The organism is Micromonospora sp. DT53 (assembly GCF_049841535.1).
Taxonomy (GTDB): domain Bacteria; phylum Actinomycetota; class Actinomycetes; order Mycobacteriales; family Micromonosporaceae; genus Micromonospora.
This window is the reverse complement of the sequence record NZ_JBNCKM010000002.1, coordinates 253386-271424: the sequence shown is the minus strand read 5'-3', so window position 1 is coordinate 271424 and position 18039 is coordinate 253386. Positions and strand designations below refer to the sequence as shown.

22 protein-coding genes are annotated in these 18039 nt (G+C 71.7%); 8 read left to right on the top strand and 14 right to left on the bottom strand.

Going from position 1 to position 18039, the window contains the following annotated elements; translation table 11 throughout:
• Positions 1-53: 53 nt before the first annotated feature.
• Positions 54-482 (top strand): preprotein translocase subunit TatB, encoded by a 429-nt coding sequence (locus ACLQ3B_RS07150; protein ID WP_425778474.1) that lies wholly within the window; start codon positions 54-56, stop codon positions 480-482.
• A gap of 555 nt (positions 483-1037) precedes the next feature.
• On the opposite strand, the gene ACLQ3B_RS07145 is transcribed toward ACLQ3B_RS07150, so the two are convergent.
• The 3 genes from ACLQ3B_RS07145 to ACLQ3B_RS07135 form a co-directional block, all read right to left on the bottom strand.
• Complete coding sequence (locus ACLQ3B_RS07145) at positions 1038-2186, bottom strand: Mrp/NBP35 family ATP-binding protein (RefSeq protein ID WP_425778472.1); 1149 nt, start codon at positions 2184-2186, stop codon at positions 1038-1040.
• Between the two features lie 76 nt (positions 2187-2262).
• A complete protein-coding gene (locus tag ACLQ3B_RS07140; protein ID WP_425778470.1) occupies positions 2263-2913 on the bottom strand; it encodes a DUF1003 domain-containing protein in 651 nt (216 codons plus the stop codon).
• Complete coding sequence (locus tag ACLQ3B_RS07135; protein ID WP_425778468.1) at positions 2906-4192, bottom strand: magnesium transporter MgtE N-terminal domain-containing protein; 1287 nt, start codon at positions 4190-4192, stop codon at positions 2906-2908. Before ACLQ3B_RS07135 ends, ACLQ3B_RS07140 begins: the two co-directional genes overlap by 8 nt.
• 33 nt (positions 4193-4225) lie before the next feature.
• Between ACLQ3B_RS07135 and ACLQ3B_RS07130 the strand changes: the two genes are divergently transcribed.
• The gene (locus ACLQ3B_RS07130) at positions 4226-5095 is read left to right on the top strand and encodes a PhzF family phenazine biosynthesis protein (protein ID WP_425778466.1); all 870 of its coding nucleotides are present in this window, start codon (positions 4226-4228) and stop codon (positions 5093-5095) included.
• A gap of 12 nt (positions 5096-5107) precedes the next feature.
• Complete coding sequence (locus ACLQ3B_RS07125; protein WP_425778464.1) at positions 5108-5638, top strand: hypothetical protein; 531 nt, start codon at positions 5108-5110, stop codon at positions 5636-5638.
• On the opposite strand, the gene ACLQ3B_RS07120 is transcribed toward ACLQ3B_RS07125, so the two are convergent.
• A complete protein-coding gene (locus ACLQ3B_RS07120) occupies positions 5639-6373 on the bottom strand; it encodes an HAD family hydrolase (RefSeq protein ID WP_425778462.1) in 735 nt (244 codons plus the stop codon). It lies immediately after the preceding gene.
• Between the two features lie 106 nt (positions 6374-6479).
• Between ACLQ3B_RS07120 and ACLQ3B_RS07115 the strand changes: the two genes are divergently transcribed.
• Positions 6480-7424 (top strand): DMT family transporter, encoded by a 945-nt coding sequence (locus ACLQ3B_RS07115; RefSeq protein WP_425778460.1) that lies wholly within the window; start codon positions 6480-6482, stop codon positions 7422-7424.
• Between the two features lie 6 nt (positions 7425-7430).
• Here ACLQ3B_RS07115 and ACLQ3B_RS07110 read toward each other — a convergent pair whose 3' ends face one another.
• The 3 genes from ACLQ3B_RS07110 to ACLQ3B_RS07100 form a co-directional block, all read right to left on the bottom strand.
• Positions 7431-8075, bottom strand: coding sequence for a hypothetical protein (locus ACLQ3B_RS07110; protein ID WP_425778458.1), 645 nt, complete (start codon positions 8073-8075; stop codon positions 7431-7433).
• A gap of 83 nt (positions 8076-8158) precedes the next feature.
• The gene (locus tag ACLQ3B_RS07105; RefSeq protein ID WP_425778456.1) at positions 8159-8452 is read right to left on the bottom strand and encodes a hypothetical protein; all 294 of its coding nucleotides are present in this window, start codon (positions 8450-8452) and stop codon (positions 8159-8161) included.
• Entirely contained in the window at positions 8445-9269 is an 825-nt protein-coding gene (locus ACLQ3B_RS07100) for an SDR family NAD(P)-dependent oxidoreductase (RefSeq protein ID WP_425779813.1), read from the bottom strand. Before ACLQ3B_RS07100 ends, ACLQ3B_RS07105 begins: the two co-directional genes overlap by 8 nt.
• Before the next feature lie 128 nt (positions 9270-9397).
• On the opposite strand from ACLQ3B_RS07100, the gene ACLQ3B_RS07095 reads away from it, so the two are divergent.
• Positions 9398-10354, top strand: a complete 957-nt coding sequence (locus ACLQ3B_RS07095; protein ID WP_210818878.1) for an HpcH/HpaI aldolase/citrate lyase family protein — start codon at positions 9398-9400, stop codon at positions 10352-10354.
• A 75-nt stretch (positions 10355-10429) separates the two neighbouring features.
• Here ACLQ3B_RS07095 and ACLQ3B_RS07090 read toward each other — a convergent pair whose 3' ends face one another.
• A complete protein-coding gene (locus ACLQ3B_RS07090) occupies positions 10430-10966 on the bottom strand; it encodes a DUF4190 domain-containing protein (protein ID WP_425778454.1) in 537 nt (178 codons plus the stop codon).
• 118 nt (positions 10967-11084) lie between these two features.
• Here ACLQ3B_RS07090 and ACLQ3B_RS07085 point away from each other — a divergent pair, with 118 nt between their 5' ends.
• Entirely contained in the window at positions 11085-11990 is a 906-nt protein-coding gene (locus tag ACLQ3B_RS07085; RefSeq protein WP_387172479.1) for an SDR family NAD(P)-dependent oxidoreductase, read from the top strand.
• A 27-nt stretch (positions 11991-12017) separates the two neighbouring features.
• Here ACLQ3B_RS07085 and ACLQ3B_RS07080 read toward each other — a convergent pair whose 3' ends face one another.
• Entirely contained in the window at positions 12018-12557 is a 540-nt protein-coding gene (locus tag ACLQ3B_RS07080; protein ID WP_425778451.1) for a DUF4190 domain-containing protein, read from the bottom strand.
• Between the two features lie 177 nt (positions 12558-12734).
• Here ACLQ3B_RS07080 and ACLQ3B_RS07075 point away from each other — a divergent pair, with 177 nt between their 5' ends.
• A complete protein-coding gene (locus tag ACLQ3B_RS07075) occupies positions 12735-13931 on the top strand; it encodes an acyl-CoA dehydrogenase family protein (RefSeq protein ID WP_425779811.1) in 1197 nt (398 codons plus the stop codon).
• Positions 13932-14170: 239 nt separating this feature from the next.
• On the opposite strand, the gene ACLQ3B_RS07070 is transcribed toward ACLQ3B_RS07075, so the two are convergent.
• Positions 14171-14578 (bottom strand): CoA-binding protein, encoded by a 408-nt coding sequence (locus ACLQ3B_RS07070; protein WP_425778449.1) that lies wholly within the window; start codon positions 14576-14578, stop codon positions 14171-14173.
• Positions 14579-14597: 19 nt separating this feature from the next.
• Entirely contained in the window at positions 14598-15644 is a 1047-nt protein-coding gene (locus ACLQ3B_RS07065) for an Rv2578c family radical SAM protein (protein ID WP_425778447.1), read from the bottom strand.
• Between the two features lie 93 nt (positions 15645-15737).
• Here ACLQ3B_RS07065 and ACLQ3B_RS07060 point away from each other — a divergent pair, with 93 nt between their 5' ends.
• Positions 15738-16157: a thiol-disulfide oxidoreductase DCC family protein gene (locus tag ACLQ3B_RS07060; protein ID WP_425778445.1), complete on the top strand. Its 420-nt coding sequence runs from the start codon at positions 15738-15740 to the stop codon at positions 16155-16157.
• Here ACLQ3B_RS07060 and ACLQ3B_RS07055 read toward each other — a convergent pair.
• From ACLQ3B_RS07055 to trxA, 3 genes are all read right to left on the bottom strand, one after another.
• On the bottom strand, positions 16121-17083 hold the full coding sequence (locus ACLQ3B_RS07055) for an MFS transporter permease (protein WP_425778443.1): 963 nt from the start codon (positions 17081-17083) through the stop codon (positions 16121-16123). The genes ACLQ3B_RS07060 and ACLQ3B_RS07055 overlap by 37 nt on opposite strands.
• Positions 17080-17520: a hypothetical protein gene (locus ACLQ3B_RS07050; protein ID WP_425778441.1), complete on the bottom strand. Its 441-nt coding sequence runs from the start codon at positions 17518-17520 to the stop codon at positions 17080-17082. Before ACLQ3B_RS07050 ends, ACLQ3B_RS07055 begins: the two co-directional genes overlap by 4 nt.
• Positions 17521-17674: 154 nt before the next feature.
• Positions 17675-18037, bottom strand: coding sequence for a thioredoxin (trxA, locus tag ACLQ3B_RS07045; RefSeq protein ID WP_007455291.1), 363 nt, complete (start codon positions 18035-18037; stop codon positions 17675-17677).
• Positions 18038-18039: the final 2 nt, after the last annotated feature.

The window sequence follows — 18039 nt, the reverse complement described above, 5'->3', positions numbered from 1 at the left end:
AAGCGGTCCGGCGTGCGTAGTCTTGCTGCTGACGCCGAGAGGAGGCCCGCGGGATGCTCGACAACCTGAACTGGTGGGAGATCGGTGCGCTGCTGCTCCTGGCACTGCTGATCTTCGGCGACCGGCTCCCCGCCGTGATCACCGACGGCCTGCGGTTGGTGCGCAACCTGCGCAACATGGCCCGCAACGCCACCGGCGACCTGAGCCGTGAACTGGGCACCGACATTCAGCTGGAAGACCTGCACCCGAAGGCGTTCATCCGCAAGCACCTCCTCAGCGAGGAGGACGAGGCGGCGATCCGCAAGCCGTTGCAGGGCGTCTACGACAACCTGCGCGCGGACGTCAGCGGCGTGCACAACGACCTGAAGGACGTGGCCAACGCCGCCGACCTGCGGTCGAACGACGCCCGCTCCTCCGGCACGGCCACCAGCAGCAGCCCCTCGGCGCCAGCCCCTCGCGTCAGCTACGACGACGCCACCTGACCAACCCGTATCCCGCCGCGGCCCCGTGTTGGTGCCGTTCGCCCAGACCTGGAGGGTGTTCGCCGCGCCGCGCCGCGCCCCGGCCCGTACCCGGCACGGCCCGTACCCCGCCTCAGCCCGGCCCTTACCCGGCCCCGGCCCTTACCCGGCCCCGGCCCTTACCCGGCCCCGGCCCTTACCCGGCCCCGGCCCGTACCGACCCGGTCGGTACCCGCGCGGCGCGTATCCGCCCGGCCGCCGTACCCGAACGGCACGGGCTCGCCCCGGGCGCACGGCTGTTCGACGGCCGCCGTGGCCCATGATCAACTCAGGTTGCAGGAAGTCGGCCGGTCAACCAGCGTGGGATACCGCGACTTCCGGGAACCCGAGTTGACCATGCCGCCCGCGCAAGCCCGCGCCGGCCCGGCCGCGTAACGCCGCGCCGGCCGCGTAACGCCGCGCCGGCCGCGTAACGCCGCGCCGGCCGCGCCGTGGAGGCCCGGGTTGGACCGTCCGCCGAGACGACTCAGCCCGCCGGCCAACGGCGGCCGACGGGCTGAGGGGTGGTCGTGGTGGTCAGCGGCCGGCGGGCTTGAGGCCGAGTGGCTTACCCAGCAGTGACTCGCGGCGCAGGGCGAGCCGGTCGGCGATCGTGCCGAGTGCCTGGGCGGCCGGGGATTCCGGCTCGGCCAGCACGATCGGGTTGCCGGCGTCGCCGGCCTCGCGGACCCGGGTGTCCAGTGGGATCTGACCGAGCAGCGGCACCTGCGCGCCGATGGTCCGGCTCAGCGACTCGGCCACCGCCACGCCACCGCCGGCGCCGAAGATCTCCATCCGGGAGCCGTCCGGCAGCTCCAGCCAGGACATGTTCTCGATGACCCCGACCACCCGCTGGTGGGTCTGCAGGGCGATCGCGCCGGCCCGCTCCGCCACCTCGGCGGCGGCGGTCTGCGGGGTGGTGACGATCAGGATCTCCGAGTTGGGCAGCAGTTGGGCCAGCGAGATGGCCACGTCGCCCGTGCCCGGCGGCAGGTCGAGCAGGAGCACGTCCAGGTCGCCCCAGTAGACGTCGGCCAGGAACTGCTGCAACGCCCGGTGCAGCATCGGGCCGCGCCACACCACTGCGGCGTTGCCGGAGGTGAACATGCCGATGGAGATCACCTTCACGCCGTGCGACTGCGGCGGCATGATCATGTCTTCGACGCGGGTGGGCCGGGCCTCCGTGCCGAGCATCCGGGGCACCGAGTGGCCGTAGATGTCCGCGTCGACCACGCCGACGGAGAGCCCGCGGGCGGCGAGCGCCGCCGCCAGGTTGACAGTCACGCTGGACTTGCCGACGCCGCCCTTGCCGCTGGCCACCGCGTACACGCGGGTGCGTGAGCCGGGCTGGGCGAACGGGATGACCGGCTCCTCGGTGGCGCCGCCGCCGCGCAGCTGCGACTGCAACCCCTGCCGCTGCTCGGGGGTCATCACACCGAAGTCGATTTCCACGCCGGTGACGCCGGGCACGGCGGCGACGGCGGCGGTGATGTCGTTACGCAGCTTGTCCTTCAGCGGGCAGCCGGCGACGGTGAGCAGCAGCTCGACGCGTACGACACCGCTGGCACCGATCGTGGCGGAGCGGACCATGCCCAGCTCGGTGATGGGCCGGCGGATCTCCGGGTCGTTGACGGTGGCCAGGGCGGCCTGGATCGCGTCCTCGACGGTGCTCACGGGTGCTGACATGCCCGCAATGCTACGTCGCGGGGCATCCGCTGCCGCCGCTGCCCGGGGTGGTGTGAGCCAATCGATGACCCGTTGGTCAGCTCTCCGCGCGGCGCGGGCCGGTGCCGTCCGGCCGGGCGTCCCGGGTGAAGTCGCCGTCCAGGTCGTCGCGGGGTTCGTCCAGGCCGACGCCGTCGGTCGGCCGCTGGCCGCGTCGCTCCTGGCGGCTGTCCTTCTCCTGCTGGCGGCGCTCCAGCCGTTGCCGGCGTTGCCCCATCTCGTCCAGTTCCTCGGCCAGCCGGGCCAGCTCGGAGCGGAGGAAGTCGCGGGTGGCGACCTCACCCAGCGCGATCCGCAGGGCCGCGATCTCCCGCGCCAGGTACTCGGTGTCCGCCTTCTGCGCGGTGGCTCGCCGCCGGTCCTCCTCGAGGGCCACCCGGTCCCGGTCGGCCTGCCGGTTCTGGGCCAGCAGGATCAGCGGGGCCGCGTAGCTGGCCTGCAGGGACAGCACCAGGGTCAAGAACGTGAAGGTGTACGGGTCGAAGCGCAGGTTCGCCGGGGCCAACGTGTTCCACACGAACCAGATCGTGATCACCACGGTCATGACGACTATGAAGTTCGCGGTGCCCATGCCCCGGGCGATGCCCTCGGACCAGCGACCGAACGCCTCCGCGTCGAACCGGGGCAGTTTGACGCCCCGGGGCTCGCGTGGCTGGTCGAGACGCTCCGTCCGCCGCTGCTCAGCCATCCGCGCCGTCCAGCACGGTGTCGGTGGCGCCCGGGGCGGCCAGGGCGTCGCGGTCCCGCCAGTCCCGGGGCAGCGAGTGGTCCAGCACGTCGTCCACCGTCACGGCGCCGACCAGCCGGTTGTTCCGGTCGATCACCGGCATGGCGACCAGGTCGTAGGTGGCCATCCGGCGGGTGATCTCCGGCAGCGGCGTGGTGGGGCGCAGCGGGTCGATGTCGTTGACCACCACCTTGCCGAGCAGGTCGGCCGGTGGTTCGCGCAGCAGCGCCTGGAAGTGCACCATGCCCAGGTAGCGGCCCGTCGGTGTGTTCTGCGGTGCCCGGGTCACGAAGACCTGCGCGGCGACCGCGGGGGAGAGCTGGGGCTCCCGGATCCGGGCCAGCGCCTCGGCGACTGTGGCGTCCGGCGGCAGGATGACCGGCTCCGAGGTCATCACGCTGCCCGCCGTGCCGGGGGTGTACTTCAGCAGCTGGCGTACCGGGTCGGCCTCGTCCGGTTCCATCAGGTCCAGCAGCACGTCCTGCTCGGGTGGCGGCAGCTCGTTGAGCAGGTCCGCGGCGTCGTCCGGGTCCATCTCCTCCAGGACGTCGGCGGCCCGCTCCCGGTCCAGGGCGGCGAGGATCTCCACCTGGTCGTGCTCCGGTAGCTCGCTGAGCACGTCGGCCAGTCGCTCGTCGTCCAGCGCGGCCGCGACCTCGTTGCGCCGTGCGTCGGGCAGATCCTGCAGCGCGTTGGCCAGGTCGGCGGGGCGCATGTCCTCCAGGACGGCGAGCAGGTTCGCCGTACCCCGGTTGTCGGCGATGCCGCTGAGCCCGCGCACCCGGTCCCACTCGACCTGGTGCAGGTGGCCGCGGCGGCTGAGTCGACCGGTCTGCTCGCGTACGGCGACACGGGTCAGTGACCACTCGCCGCCCCGGGTGCACTCCATCGCGACGTCCACGACCGCGCCGGGCTGGCCGCCCGGGTCGAGTTGCACCCGCCGGTCGAGCAGTTCCTGGAGCACCAGCAGCTCGTTCTGGCGTTTCTCGAACCGGCGCAGGTTGAGGGTGCCGGAACCGAGCACGACGGCGTCCGCGTCGATGGAGGTGATCCGGTTGATGGACAGGAAGATCCGCCGGCGCATCGGCATCTCGGCGACGAGGCCCACCACCTCGGGCGGACGCTTGGTCGCCCGGAGCCGTGCCACGGCGTCACGAACCCGGCCCACCTGGTCGCCGTTCGGGTCGAAGACGGCGACTCCGGCGAGACGGGCGATGTAGACCCGGTTCGGCGTGCTCACGGGCACCAGCCTAAGCGCCTAGTGTTTATCAACATGTCGACCTTGGCCTACGAGATCGTGGACGTCTTCACCGATCGCCCCTTCGCCGGTAACCCGCTGGCGGTGGTGTTCGGCGCGGAGGCGCTGGCCACCGAGCAGATGCAGGCGCTCGCGCTGGAGTTCAACCTCTCCGAGACGGTGTTCGTGCTGCCGTCGACCCAGGTCGGCATCACCTACCGGGCCCGGATCTTCACGCCGGTCGAGGAGTTGCCGTTCGCGGGGCATCCCAGCGTCGGCGCGGCGGTCACCGCGTGCCGGCGGGGCATGTTCGGTGTGGGGCAGGTCACCCAGGAGTGCGGGGCCGGTGTGCTGCCGATCGAGGTGACCGCGTCCGGGGCGACGCTGACCGGGGGTGCCCCGACCCTCGGGCCGGAGTTGGACCCGGAGCCGTTGCTGGAGATCGCCGGGCTGGTCGCCGACGACCACGTCGGGCCCGCCCCACGTGTCGCCGGCTGCGGGCTGGAGTTCCCGTACCTGCCGGTGCGGCCGGAGTCGGTGGCCCGTGCCCGGGTGAACCCGGCGGTGGCGCAGCGGTACGGGGTGTCGCACGTCAGCGTCTTCTCCTGGGACGCGGCCGCGCAAACCGCGCACGCCCGGGTCTTCGTGCCGGGGATCGGCGTTCCGGAGGACCCGGCGACGGGTTCGGCGGCGCTCGGCCTCGGTGTCTGGCTGGTGGCGAGTGGTCTGCTGCCCGGCGAGGGACTGTCGGAGTACGCGGTCCGTCAGGGCGTGGAGATGAACCGCCCGTCCGCGTTGGCCTGCACGGTCACGGCGGCGGACGGGGTGGCGGTCGGCGCGACGGTCGCCGGTCAGGTGGTGCCGGTGGCTCGGGGCGAGATCGCCGTGCCGCCGTTCGTGGGCTGAGTGGAGGCGCCGATGCGGGAGGATGCGGGTGTGACGGACGAGGACGCCCCCGGGGGCAGCCCACTTGTCGACGAGGCGATGAAGAAGGCCGCCGTGGCCTGGGTCAGCGTTGCCGGCGGGCCCGCGCTCGCGCTCTGGTGCGCACCCCTGGAGGGCGCGCTCCTGGTGGTCAGTGGGCCGGGCGAGCAGGCCGCACCGGGTCTGGCCGACGCGACCGAGGCCCAGGTCACCCTGCGCGGCGACCACGGCGGTCGGATCGTCACCTGGTCGGCCCGGGTGAGCCGGTTGCAGCCGGGCACCGAGGCGTGGGACATCACCGCGCCGTTGGTGGCGGCGAAGCGGCTGAACGCGCCCGGTCCGACGGCCGACCTGGTGGCCCGGTGGGCCGCCGACGGATGCGCGGTGAACCGGCTCGCCCCGGCCGGTACGCCGGTGGCCGGAGCGGAGTTGCCGGCCGACGCGCAGGCCGAGCCGCCCCGGGCGACTCCGGCGGTCCGGGCCACCCGCAAGCCGTTCCGCCTGCACCGGGTGCGTCGCCGCTGATCAGCCGATCAACTGGTCAGCCGCCCGACCGCCGACGGCCGCGACCGCCGCGTCCGCGTCGACGAGGGCGAGCACCTCGCCCAGGGTGCCGAGTGTGGGGCCGCGCCAGTCCCGGTCGGCGTTGAACACCAGGTGCGTGGCCAGATCCGGTGCGGCGAGCCGGACGGCGGTCATCCCGGCCCGCTCGGCGCCTGTCAACTCCTGGCTGCCGCCGTCACCGACGTAGAGGCAGTCGCTCGGCGCGAGCCCGAGCCGCTGGCAGGCGGTCAGGTAGAGCGTCGGATCCGGCTTGCACCGCCCGACCTGCACCGAGAAGACCCGTACGTCGAGCAGCGGGGCGACCGCGAGCTGCGGCAGGAAGGCCGGCAGTTCGTGCGTACAGTCGCTGATCACGCCGGTGCGCAGGCCGCGCTGGCGCAGGGCCGCCAGCACCGGCACCGCGTCGGCCCGCAGCCAGGTGTCGGCGCGGACCGCCCGGTGCCGGGAGGCCACGGCCGCCCGTACCGCCTGGTCGCTGGGGTGTACGCCGGCCTGGGCGCACACCCAGCGCAGGGTCGCCTCGGCGTTGCCGAGGAGGCCGGTGGCCCGCTCGTAGTAGGTGCGATCCAGCACCTCGGTCAACGTGTCGGTGTGGCACCCGAGCAGTTCGGCGGTGCCGATGTGCGCGACGCCGCGCTGCACCGAACGGGTCAGGGTGCCGAAGAAGTCGAACAGCACCGCCTGGTAGCTGGGCATGGGGGAACGCCTCCGGGCGGTCGAGGGTCGCCGGTGCGGAACCGCGTGATCGTAACGGAGTGATGACCCTCCGTGCCGGCCGTCACACGTGTGAGGATTACGTCCCGTGCCCCCACCTTCACCTCGACCGGCCCTGGATCCGCTGACCACCGGCGCGGTCGGGCTGGCCGTGGTCGCCGTGTCGTCGTCCGCGCCGCTGATCGCGTACGCGGCCGCCCCCGCGCTTGCCATCGCGTTCTGGCGCAACCTGCTCGCGGTGGCCGTCCTGAGCCCTTTCGCGCTGGTTCGACGTCGCGCCGAGTTCCGCAGGCTGACCGTGGGCGCCGGCCGGCGGGAGGGGTTGTTCTGCGTTCTGGCCGGCGTCGCGTTGGCCGGGCACTTCGCGACCTGGGTGCCGAGCGCCCAGCTCACCTCGGTCGCCACCTCCACCGCCCTGGTCGCCACCCAGCCGGTCTGGCAGGGGCTGATCGCCCGCGCCCAGGGGCGTCCGCTGCCCCGGGTCGTGTGGATCGGCATCGCGGTGGCGGTCGGCGGCGCTGCGGTCGCCACCGGGGTGGACGTGGGAGTCTCCGGCCGGGCCGTCCTCGGCGACGTCCTGGCGTTGATCGGCGGTGTGTTCGCCGCCGTCTACACGGCGTTCGGGGAGCGGGCGCGGACCAGCATCAGCACCACCACCTACACCACCATCTGCTACGGGATCTGCGCGCTGATCCTGCTGGCCCTGTGCCTGGTCGGCGGCGTACGGCTGACCGGGTTCGACGGGCGTACCTGGCTGGCCATCCTGGCCCTGGTGGCCGGCGCCCAACTGCTCGGGCACTCGATGTTCAACTACGCGCTGCGGAAGATCCCGGCGACCACGGTGAGCGTGCTGATCCTGCTGGAGGCGCCCGGCGCGGCAGTGCTCGGCTGGGCCTGGCTGGGCCAACTGCCGCGCCCGTACGCCCTGCTCGGGATGGCGCTGCTGCTGGCCGGTGTGGCGGTGGTGGTGCTCGGTGGCCGGCGGAGCGAACCCACCGCCCTGCCGGCCGACCCGACCCCGCTCACCGACTGACGAACGTCACAGGTACGCCGCGAAGTGCTCGGCCACCACGTCGGTCAGCTGTTCGCCGTCGAGGCTCCCGTCCACCCGGATAACCCGGACGCCCAGCCGCTCGGCCTGCGCCACCGCATCCGCCGCGACCAGTTCGTCCCGCTTCCACCGGTTGCGGTTGGCCCGCTCGGGGTCGCTGACCCCCGCTATGGCGTTGCTGGCCCGAGGCAGTCGGGTCAGCTGGTGGGCGCGAAACTCGGCGGTGGGCACCAGGACAACCATCTGCCGTACGGACTCGACGACCGGTGCCACCAGCTCCGGCCGCAACCCCCAGCCCTCTGCCACCAGCCTCCGGCCGGGCACCAGCGCGCTCAGGTCGTCCAGCACCCAGGCGAAGCGCCTGGCAAAGCCGGCCAGTGTCTCGGCTGCCATCCGGGTCGGATCGGTGTGGACCCAGACAGTGTCCGGGTCAGGGCTTGCCGGTGACTCTCCCCGCCGGACCCGGTCGGCGATGCGCCGATCGTCGTGGCCGCGGGCATCGTGTCGGTCGTAGAGGTAAGCGGTGAGCCCCTGTCGAAGGGCCAGGTTGACCGCGACCGTGGACTTGCCGGCCCATTGCCCACCGCCGATCCAGAGGGCCCGGCGTACGGTGGCCGTCGCATCGAATTCCATGCCTCGACCCTGACCGCCGGACGGGCCAAGATCAAGGCTTGTTCTCGCCCGCCGCCCCGTGATGAAGTGAGGGAAGACGCAGGTCAGGCTTCGTGCACCTCGATGACCCGGGTCGTCGGGGCGGCTTCGCCGAGGGCGGTACGCAGGGCCGCCCGGTCCGGGTCGGCGAGGAACGACTCGTAGCTGGCCCGGTCGTCGAAACGGATCACGTGCACCTCGGACTGCCCGTCGGTGCCGCGCAGTCGCCGCTCCAACCGGCCGCCGTGCCGGCCGAGCAGGGACACCACGGCGTCCTCGTAACGCTGCCCGGAGGCCTCGGCCCCGGCGGCGAACTCGGCGATCGCGACAAGTGTCAGCACGCCGGCCACGTCAGGCATCGAGACCGACGGCCTTGGCGCTCGCCGCCCACAGCCGGCCGGCGAGCTGCGGGTCGGCCGCCTTCCGGAGGGGCCGTCGCGGCCGACGGTCGACGTAGTAACCCCCGTTGATCAGCCGGGAGCGCTCCTGGTTGGCCAGCCACACAAGTGTCTCGGCGCCCTTCTCCGGGCTTCGGAACGGCATGAAACGCATGCCGAACGCGACAAGCCTGCTGTCGTTGGCGAACCGGGTGCGCACCACCCCGGGGTGGAAGCTGTACGCGGACCTGTCCGGCCAGCGCCGGGCGGCCTCGGCGGTGAACAGGATGTTCGCCTGCTTGCTGGTGCCGTACGCGCCCATCGGCCGGTAGCCCCGCAGGGGCTTGTTCAGGTCGTCCGGGTCGAGTGCGCCGAAGCGGTGCGCGCCGGAGGCGGTCACCACGACCCGGCCCACCCGGTCGGCGAGCAGGTTGGTCAGCAGGAACGGGGCCAGGTGGTTGGCCTGGATCGACATCTCGAAGCCGTCGACTGTGACAAGTGGTTGCAGCGCGATCGCGCCGGCGTTGTTGGCGAGCACGTCGATCCGGTCGTACGCGGCCCGGAGTTGCTCGGCCAGTCGGCGTACGTCGTCGAGGATCGCGAAGTCCGCCCGGAACAGCTCCGGACGCGTACCGGAGTTCTCCCGTACCCGTTCGGCTGCGGCCTGTAGTCGGGCCGGGTCCCGCCCGACCAGAACCACCTGGTCGCCACGGCAGGCCAGGTGCACGGCGGCGGCCAGCCCGATGCCGGAGCTGGCCCCGGTCACCACCACCAGTCGGCGCCCAGTGAGATCTTCCACAGGTCCATTCACCCCGGTCATGGCGCGAGGTTACCGTGGCGTCACAACGCCCTTTGGGATCGTTAAGGTCTCGGATCTGTCGTCAGGTGGCGTCGGCATGCCCGCCGGACGCTGGAAGGAGCGCATCCATGGCCGCAGTCGGTCGCCCCCGCAGGTCCTGCCTCGCCGTGCCGGGTTCCAGCGTGAAGATGCTCGGTAAGGCCCAGGGGCTCGCGGCCGACCAGGTCTTCCTCGACCTGGAGGACGCCGTCGCCCCACTGGCCAAGCCGGACGCGCGCAAGAACATCGTGGCCGCCCTCAACGAGGGTGACTGGGCCGGCAAGACCCGGGTGGTCCGGGTCAACGACCTGACCACCCCCTGGACGTACCGGGACGTCATCGAGGTCGTCGAGGGCGCCGGCGCCAACCTGGACTGCATCATGCTGCCGAAGGTGCAGACCGCCGCGCAGGTGCAGTGGCTGGACCTGACGCTCACCCAGATCGAGAAGACGATCGGCCTGGAGGTCGGCCGGATCGGCATCGAGGCGCAGATCGAGAACGCCGCCGGTCTGGTCAACGTGGACGCGATCGCCGCCGCCTCCCCGCGCGTGGAGACCATCATCTTCGGCCCGGCCGACTTCATGGCGTCGATCAACATGAAGTCGATGGTGGTCGGCGGCTTGATCCCGGACTACCCGGGCGACCCGTACCACTACATCCTGATGCGGATCCTGATGGCCGCGCGGATGCACGACAAGCAGGCCATCGACGGCCCCTTCCTACAGATCCGCGACGTCGACGCCTTCCGCGAGGTGGCCAAGCGTTCGGCCGCGTTGGGCTTCGACGGCAAGTGGGTGCTGCACCCGGGCCAGATCGACGCCGCCAACGAGGTCTACCAGCCGGCGCAGGCCGACTACGACCACGCCGAGCTGATTCTCGACGCGTACGAGCACTACACCTCGGAGGCCGGCGGCCGGCTCGGTGCCGTGATGCTCGGCGACGAGATGATCGACGAAGCGTCCCGCAAGATGGCGCTCGTGGTCGCGGCCAAGGGTCGGGCCGCCGGGATGAGCCGTACCTCGTCGTTCACCCCACCGGCGGAGTGACCGGCCGGGCCGGGACGACAGCCGCCGGCTGTCGATCCGGCTCGACGACCGGCGGTACGTCCACCCGCCCGCCGGTCAGTAGCTGCTGGTGTTGTCGCTCGTCGTGATCGCGTAGATGATCGCGGCGGCGTAGAAGAGGATGACCAGCACCAGGAACCCGGTGAGGATCCAGCCGACGATGATGGCGGCCTTCGCCATCCCCGCGCCGCCCTCGCCGCTGAGCCGGATCTGCTTCTGCGCGACATGGCCGAGGATCGCGCCGATCGGCGCGGTGATGCAGGACGTGAAACCGATCAGGGCCAGCACGAACGCCGCGATCGCCAGCCCGTTGGTCTTCGGCGGCTGCGGGTAGCCGTAGCCGGGGTACTGCGGCGGGTAGCCGGTCGGGGCGTAACCGGGCGTGGCGTAGCCGGGCATCGCCTGGGTCGCCGGCGGCTGCGCTCCGGCGTACGGGTCGGCCGGGGCGTACGGGTCGGGCGCGTACGAGTCGACCGGGCCGGGTTGCGGGGGCACCGGTTGACCGGCCACAAGGGTCGGGTCCGGTGCGGGGCTCGACGGCTGGGCCGACCACGTGGGATCGGTCCAGTTGCCGGGCGGCGGGGGATTGGTCATACGAACTCTCCGTCAGGTCGGGGTGCGGAGACAGGGTAGCCAGCGCCGCCCAAACCCGACGCCCCCGCTTCCGGGTGCCGCGTTGCTCGGGCCGGTCGTAACGGGCAGGATCCCTGGCATGGCATACGACGCGCGCGCCGCGGACCGCTCCGGCAGCCGACCCCGACGGGACGTCAGCCGCCCGGGCGCGGCCCGTCGCGCCCGGACGGCCGCCCCGGCGGGCAGCCCCGGCCCCGACGAGCCGGTCGCGCTCGCCGACCCGGTCACCATGCGCCTCGACGGGCGGGTCGCCCTGGTCACCGGCGCGGGCAGCCCGGACGGCATCGGGTACGCCACCGCCCGGCGACTCGCCGACCTGGGCGCACGGGTGGCCATCGTCTCCACCACCCGACGAATCCACGAGCGGGCGACCGAGCTGGGGGTGACCGGCTTCGTCGCGGACCTGACCGACGAGTCCGAGGTCGGCGCGTTGGCCGATGCGGTCGCCGAGCAGTTGGGCGACGTCGAGGTGCTGGTCAACAACGCCGGCCTGGCCAGTCGGGCCAGCCAGGGGGTGCTGCGGCCGGTGGCGCAGCTGACCTACGACGAGTGGCGCGGTGAGATCGACCGCAACCTCTCCACCGCGTTCCTGTGCAGCCGGGCGTTCATCGGGGGGATGGCCGAGCGGGGCTGGGGTCGGATCGTCAACCTGGCGGCCACGGCCGGTCCGGTAAATGCCCTGCCCACCGAGGCCGCGTACGCCGCGGCGAAGGCCGGGGTCGTCGGGCTGACCCGGGCCCTGGCCATGGAGATGATCGCCGACGGCGTGACAGTCAACGCCGTGGCGCCCGGCACGATCTACACCGCGGCGTCCACGATGGCCGAGATCAAGCAGGGGTTGGGCACCCCGGTGGGGCGACCGGGCACACCGGACGAGGTCGCCGCGGCGATCAGTTTCCTCTGCTCGCCGGCCGCCTCGTACATCACCGGGCAGATGCTCGTGGTGGACGGCGGCAACAGCGTCCGCGAGGCGCGCTTCCGCTGAGCGCGCCGGTGCGCACCGGCCGGTCGGTCAGTAGCCGCCGCTGTCGCCGGTGTTGCCGAAGGCCACAAGCGCCAGCCAGCCACAGCAGGCCAGCACGGTGAGCCCGGTGAAGACGTAGCCCAGGATCAGCCCCCAGGTCGCGAGCTGGTCGCCCTCCTCGCCGCTGGTGCGGATCTGCCGTTTGGCCACGTGGCCGAGGACGGCGCCGGCCGGCGGAAACACGAAGGCGAACACCAGCGACAGGATCGCCAGCACGTTGGTGCCCCGACCCGACCCGGACGGCGGTGGACCGTACTGACCGTAGGGGCCCTGCGGCGGGTACGGCGGCTGCTGACTCCAGTGCGCCGACTGCTGCGACCCCTGGTGGCCGTACGGCGACGGGTCACCCGCCGGTGGCCCGTACGGTGAGCGTTCCGCTGGCAGTTCGTACGCCGGCTGGTCGGGCTGCGGCGCGTACGATGGCTGGCCGGCCGGCGGTGGCGCGTACGGCGACTGGTCCCTGGGTGGCTCGTAGGGTGACGGCGGGGGCTCGTCCTCGGGCGGTCCCGACGGCGGCGGGTAGCTCACAGCTGTCCTCCTCCTGCCGGTGCCGGAAAAGTCCCTCTTGCCGGACGCTACCCGCAGCGGTGAACCTTTTCACAGCGGTTGTGTGGACTGGTCACCTTGGCCTCGTCCACCGGAGAGGCCGATACTGACCCAGCGTTCAGTTACCCACGAGTAGTGCGCGGATCCCCGGAGGCTGAGATGGCCCGACTCGCCCAGACGCCCGGCCTGACCGATGTGCAACAGTCGATCCTGGAGACCGTTCGGGACTTCGCCGACAAGGAGATCATCCCGAACGCGCAGCGGCTGGAGCACGCCGACGAGTACCCCACCGACATCCTCGACGGCATGCGCGAGATGGGGCTGTTCGGCCTCACCATCGACGAGGAGTACGGCGGCCTCGGCGAATCACTGCTCACCTACGCGCTGGTCGTGGAGCAGCTGTCCCGAGGCTGGATGTCGATCTCCGGCATCGTCAACACCCACTTCATCGTGGCGTACCTGATCTCCCAACACGGCTCTCCCGAGCAGAAGGCCCGCCTGCTGCCGCAGATGGCCACCGGCGAGGTGCGCGGCGCGTTCTCCATGTCCGAGCCGGAGACCGGCTCCGACGTCTCCGCGATCAAGTCCCGAGCCGTCCGCGACGGCGACCGTTACGTGCTCAACGGGCAGAAGATGTGGCTCACCAACGGGGCGTACTCCTCGGTGGTTGCCACCCTGGTCAAGACCGACACCGGCGCGGAGTCCGTCTACGGCAACATGAGCACGTTCCTGCTGGAGAAGGAGCCGGGCTTCGGTGAGACCGCCCCCGGCCTCACCATCCCCGGCAAGATCGAGAAGATGGGTTACAAGGGCGTCGAGACGACCGAGATGGTGCTCGACGGCGTGACCGTGCCCGACTCCGCGATCCTCGGCGGCGCCGACCAGGTGGGCCGTGGTTTCTACCAGATGATGGACGGCATCGAGGTGGGCCGGGTCAACGTGGCAGCCCGCGCCTGCGGCATCTCCATCCGCGCCTTCGAGCTGGCGGTGAGCTACGCCCAACAGCGCAAGACCTTCGGCCAGCCCCTGGCCAAGCACCAGGCGATCGCCTTCAAGCTCGCCGAGATGGGCACGAAGATCGAGGCTGCGCACGCCCTCATGGTCAACGCCGCCCGGCTCAAGGACGCCGGTCAGCGCAACGACGTCGAGGCCGGCATGGCCAAGCTGCTCGCTTCGGAATACTGCGCCGAGGTCGTCCAGGAGGCGTTCCGCATCCACGGCGGCTACGGCTACTCCAAGGAGTACGAGATCGAGCGGCTGATGCGGGAGGCCCCGTTCCTGCTCATCGGCGAGGGCACCTCCGAGATCCAGAAGACCATCATCTCCCGAGGCCTCCTCAAGGAGTACAAGCTCTGACCCGCGCCTGCTGATGCAGTTGCCCGTCGCTCGGTCGGTCTGTCCGTGCCTTCGGTCAAGAGCGTGATGACTGTGAGGCATCAATATGACTCAGAGGCATCACGCTCTCCGCCGAGGCCGTCCGCGCCGACGGACGCCTCGCCCTGCTGCTCGCCAGCTCTCTGGCCAGGCCCCGCGGACCGCCAGGGCCAACCCACCAAGCTGGCACCACAACTCCATGATCGCGGGAGCGGGGCGGGTCAGGCGAGGCGGGTGAGGCCGGCGGCGGCGCGTTCGACGATGAGGCAGCGGTCTTCCACGTAGTCCATGCCGGCCTCCTCGGCGATCCGTCGCGCCTCGGCCGAGACGATGCCCAGCTGGAGCCAGACCGCGGGGGCGCCGATCGCCGCCGCGTCCCGGACCACCTGCACGGCGTCGGCCGCCGGCCGGAACACGTCCACCAGGTCGACAGGGTGCGGAATGTCGGCGAGGGTCTTGTAGGCCCGTTCCCCGAACAGTTCGTCGACCGTCGGATTGACCGGGATGATGCGCCAGCCGTACTGCTGCATCTGCAACGGCACGCTGTGCGCGGCCTTGAACGGGTCGCGGGACGCGCCCACGACGGCGATCACGGCGGAGTCGGCGAGGATCTGCTGAGCGGTACGCACCCGCCGACTGTAGCTCCGACTAGAGCAGCGTCAGCTGCTCTGCTGCCGACGGTGGCGGCGGCTCGGGCAGGTTGCGGTTGTCGCCCCGCTCTCCGCGGTGCAGCCCGTGCCGGCGGGCGGCGATCCGCACCCGTGCGGTCAACTCCCGTTGGTAGGCCTGCGGGGCGTACGCGCCGGCTCGGTAGAGCTCGCGGTAGCGGGGCACGAGGTGTGGGTGCTCGCGGGCGAGCCAGTGCGCGTACCACTCCCGGGCGCCGGGACGCAGGTGCAGGGGCAGGGCGGTCACGCTTGTCGCGCCGGCGGCGGCGATCGCCGAGACGGTGGTCTCGATCGACTCGTCGCTGTCGCTGAGGCCGGGCAGGATCGGGGCCATCAGCACGCCGACGGAGAGGCCGGCGTCGGCGAGTGCCCGGACGGCGTCCAGCCGGCGGCGCGGGTGCGGTGTGCCCGGCTCGACGCTGCGCCAGAGGTGCTCGTCGACGAACCCCACCGAGAAGGAGACGCCCACCGTGGTCACCTCGGCGGCCTGGCGCAGCAGCGGCAGGTCGCGCAGGATCAGCGTGCCCTTGGTGAGGATCGAGAACGGGTTGGCGAAGTCGCGCAGGGCGCCGATGATCTGCGGCATCAGCCGGTAGCGACCCTCGGCGCGCTGGTAGCAGTCCACGTTGGTGCCCATCGCCACGTGCGCGCCCCGCCACCGCGGCGCGGCCAGCTCCCGTCGGACCAGCTCGCCGGCGTTGACCTTGACGATCACCTTCTGGTCGAAGTCCGCACCGGCATCGAGATCGAGATAAGTGTGAGTATTTCTCGCGAAACAGTAAACGCACCCATGCGAACAGCCTCGGTACGGGTTGATCGTCCACTCGAACGGGACGCGGGACTGCCCGGGAACCCGGTTGAGGATGGACTTGGCCTGCACCTCGTAGAAGGTCATCCCGGCGAACTCCGGGGTGTCGAAGGTGCGGGCGACGGCGCCGGGCAGCGCCAGCGGCAGGGGTGGCGTCGCTGGCGCTGCCCGCTCGGGGTCTCCCTCAACCGGGGGAGCGGTGAGGTTGTCCCAGCGCATAGGCACTATTCGAACACGTGTACGAGGCAAGCGCAAGTGACCCGCCGTACACCGGTGGGCGTTCTGGTGGTCGGAGAGGGGAGGATGGACACCATGGAGACGTCGACCTTCGTCTACGACGGGGACTGCGCGTTCTGCACGACCTGTGCGGAGTTCATCGAGCGCCGCATCCCCACCGCCGCACGGGTGCTGCCCTGGCAGTTCGCCGACCTGGACGCGCTCGGCCTCAGCGTGGCCGAGTGCGAGGAGGCCGTGCAGTGGGTCGGCGCGGACGGCGCGCGCGCGGCGGGCCCGGACGCCATCGCGAAGCTCCTCACCGCGAGTGGTCCGCTCTGGCGGGTCGCAGGTGCCGGCCTGCGGATTCCTCCGGTGCGCGCCGCGGCCTGGCCGTTGTACCGCTGGGTGGCGCGCAACCGGCACCGCCTGCCGGGCGGCACGGCGGCCTGCTCGCTGCCGCAGGAGGCTCGGGAGCGGCTCTACGGGCCGGCCGGTCGCCCGACCACCGGAGCCTGATCGTCGAGCGCCCGCTCCGCGCTGGCACCCACCGGGGCCTGGCCTGGCGGCACCGTGCCGGCGTCCGTCGGGTCCGCGGCCTGCGTCACCGCCTCGGAAGGACCACGGCCGACGAGCCGGCGGGCCCAGACCAGCGGGCGCACCCGCTCCAGCGGCAGGAAGCTGGTCATCGCGGCCAGGTGCGGTGCGAACGAGATCGTGATGGTCGCGATGGTGACCGCGTGGAACGAGTAGAAGAAGCCGACCATGGCGAGTCGCCAGCGGGCTGGCAGCAGGAAGACCACCGGGCTCAGCAGCTCGAACGCCACGATGCCGAACTGGGCGACGATCAGCAGGTGCGGCACCTGGGCGATGAGGTCCGCCAGGTCGGTGCCGCGCCGGATGATCGCGCGGGCCAGCACGGAGCCGGTCAGCCAGTCCAGACCGCCGAAGCGCAGCTTGGCGAAGGCGGCCAGGAAGTACGTGCAGATCACCGCGATCTGGGTGACGCGTAGGGCCCAGCCGCCGGCCTCGGTGCGGGTGGTGTCGCCGTGTCGGGCGCGACCGGCGGTGGGCAGCACGGCCAGTGCGACGAGCAGCCCGAACCGGTCGTGGTCGACCTTCCCGTAGCTCATCGCGATGATCATCCACTCCAGGTACAGCGCGCACACGGCCCAGCCGAGCAACCGGGGCGCCCGTCCGGTCGCGGCGAGGAGGGCGAGTAGCAGCAACGCCCAGAAGATCACCGTCACCAGCGTCTCGGTTGGCGTCGGCAGTGGGAGCAGACGGCCGATCAGGAGCGGCCGGTACAGGTCGCCGGGCACGCTGACCCGGGTGCGTACCCAGGGGGTGAAGATCACCAGGTCGGCGGCGACGAACAGATAGATCAGGGTGCGGAACGCGGCCACCCGGCCGCGGGGAACCGCCTCGGTCAGCCAGCCGCTCATCGGGGGGCCTGCCAGCGGACGACGGTCTGGTCGGTGTGTTGGCCGGTCGGTCGGCCGGCGCGGATGCCGTGCCAGCGGATGACGATGCGGACCTCGACCAGCTCGGGGGCGTCCGGGTGGCGCTCGGCGTACGCGTCGGCGACCTCGGTGAGCAGCGTCGGGTCGGCGGCGTATCGGCCCTGCTGACCCTCGATCTCGGCGCGGCGGATGCCTGTCGCGTTCTGGTCGAGGTCGATCACCGTCCCGGAGCTGTTCACCCCCTCGACGCGGGTGTCGGGTGCGGGCGCGTTCGGCGGGTTGGACGTGGAGTACATCCGGAACGGGCCGAACGGGAAGTCGTCGTCGCTGCCCCAGAAGGTGCCGACGACGAGCAGGACGAGGCTGAGTACGGTCGCGCCGAGCCGGGTCACGCGCCCGCGGGTGGTCAGGTTCTCCATCGGGTCGTGACGATACGGGATGTACCGGCCGTGTCGGGTCCCTCCGACGGCCAGTTCGGCCAGACCAGGCAGGTGATCATGCGCCAGCTTCCGGGGGTACGACGAAGGCCGGGCCCGTGGTGGGCCCGGCCTCGCGTGTCGTCGCGGGGACGACTCAGTGGTTGTGCTCGGCCAGCTGCTTGCGAACGTCGTCCATGTCCAGTGCCTCGACCTGCTCGATCAGGTTCTCCAGCGCGGACTCGGGAAGGGCGCCCGGCTGGGCGAAGACGATGACGCCGTCACGGATCGCCATGATCGTCGGGATCGAGCGGATGTCGAACTTGGCGCCCAACTCCTGCTGCGCCTCAGTGTCGACCTTGCCGAAGACGATGTTCTGGTGCTTCTCCGAGGAGCGCTCGTAGACCGGGGCGAACCGCTTGCACGGACCACACCAGTCGGCCCAGAAGTCGACCAGGACGATGCCGTCGTTGCCGGTCACCTCGTCGAAGTTCGTCGAGGTCAGCTCAACGGTTGCCATTG

Coding starts and splice junctions, on each gene's coding strand:
- ACLQ3B_RS07150 (WP_425778474.1), top strand. CDS start 54: ATGCTCGACAACCTGAACTGGTGGGAGATCGGTGCGCTGCTGCTCCTG.
- ACLQ3B_RS07145 (WP_425778472.1), bottom strand. CDS start 2,186: ATGTCAGCACCCGTGAGCACCGTCGAGGACGCGATCCAGGCCGCCCTG.
- ACLQ3B_RS07140 (WP_425778470.1), bottom strand. CDS start 2,913: ATGGCTGAGCAGCGGCGGACGGAGCGTCTCGACCAGCCACGCGAGCCC.
- ACLQ3B_RS07130 (WP_425778466.1), top strand. CDS start 4,226: ATGTCGACCTTGGCCTACGAGATCGTGGACGTCTTCACCGATCGCCCC.
- ACLQ3B_RS07125 (WP_425778464.1), top strand. CDS start 5,108: ATGCGGGAGGATGCGGGTGTGACGGACGAGGACGCCCCCGGGGGCAGC.
- ACLQ3B_RS07120 (WP_425778462.1), bottom strand. CDS start 6,373: ATGCCCAGCTACCAGGCGGTGCTGTTCGACTTCTTCGGCACCCTGACC.
- ACLQ3B_RS07110 (WP_425778458.1), bottom strand. CDS start 8,075: ATGGAATTCGATGCGACGGCCACCGTACGCCGGGCCCTCTGGATCGGC.
- ACLQ3B_RS07105 (WP_425778456.1), bottom strand. CDS start 8,452: ATGCCTGACGTGGCCGGCGTGCTGACACTTGTCGCGATCGCCGAGTTC.
- ACLQ3B_RS07095 (WP_210818878.1), top strand. CDS start 9,398: ATGGCCGCAGTCGGTCGCCCCCGCAGGTCCTGCCTCGCCGTGCCGGGT.
- ACLQ3B_RS07090 (WP_425778454.1), bottom strand. CDS start 10,966: ATGACCAATCCCCCGCCGCCCGGCAACTGGACCGATCCCACGTGGTCG.
- ACLQ3B_RS07085 (WP_387172479.1), top strand. CDS start 11,085: ATGGCATACGACGCGCGCGCCGCGGACCGCTCCGGCAGCCGACCCCGA.
- ACLQ3B_RS07075 (WP_425779811.1), top strand. CDS start 12,735: ATGGCCCGACTCGCCCAGACGCCCGGCCTGACCGATGTGCAACAGTCG.
- ACLQ3B_RS07065 (WP_425778447.1), bottom strand. CDS start 15,644: ATGCGCTGGGACAACCTCACCGCTCCCCCGGTTGAGGGAGACCCCGAG.
- ACLQ3B_RS07060 (WP_425778445.1), top strand. CDS start 15,738: ATGGAGACGTCGACCTTCGTCTACGACGGGGACTGCGCGTTCTGCACG.
- ACLQ3B_RS07055 (WP_425778443.1), bottom strand. CDS start 17,083: ATGAGCGGCTGGCTGACCGAGGCGGTTCCCCGCGGCCGGGTGGCCGCG.
- ACLQ3B_RS07050 (WP_425778441.1), bottom strand. CDS start 17,520: ATGGAGAACCTGACCACCCGCGGGCGCGTGACCCGGCTCGGCGCGACC.
- trxA (WP_007455291.1), bottom strand. CDS start 18,037: ATGGCAACCGTTGAGCTGACCTCGACGAACTTCGACGAGGTGACCGGC.